This is a genomic window from Neisseria sp. P0021.S007, from assembly GCF_051956855.1.
Genome location: NZ_JBQCXA010001203.1, coordinates 1 through 517, shown reverse-complemented (window position 1 = coordinate 517; position 517 = coordinate 1). Strand labels below are relative to the sequence as shown.

Annotated in this window: 1 protein-coding gene; it reads left to right on the top strand. The window is 54.0% G+C overall.

Annotated elements, in window-relative coordinates; genetic code table 11:
* On the top strand, positions 1-517 hold a 517-nt coding region (locus ACTHUR_RS18295; RefSeq protein WP_440400185.1), incomplete at both ends, for a CRISPR-associated helicase/endonuclease Cas3.

The following is a 517-nucleotide window of genomic DNA, read 5'->3' as shown; positions in this document are numbered from 1 at the left end:
ATTCATCAACGATTTCAGACGACGTATCGCTCAAACTCCAAAGAAAACCGAAGCCGAAAAACGCAATGCCGCTTTAAACCGCCTACGCAGTGAAATTCTCGATTACGCCGTAGAACAAGCGACACAAGCGCAAGGGCTGTTCACGCTCACGGTGCCTACCGGTGGCGGAAAAACTTTCACTTCCATGGCATTCGCACTGGAACACGCCAAACATCACGGCATGCGTCGCGTGATTTACGTCATCCCGTTCACCAGCATCATCGAACAAAATGCCGCCGAATTCCGCAAAGCCTTTGGCGAATTGGGCGAACAAGCCGTGTTGGAACACCACAGCACCTTCGACGACGGCAAACTGCAAAATGAGGCCACCAAAGACAAATTGCGCCTTGCCTCGGAAAACTGGGATGCGCCGATTGTCGTGACCACCGCCGTGCACTTCTTCGAATCCCTCTTTGCCGACCGCTCCTCGCGCTGCCGCAAGCTGCACAACATCACAGGCTCCGTCATCATCCTCGAC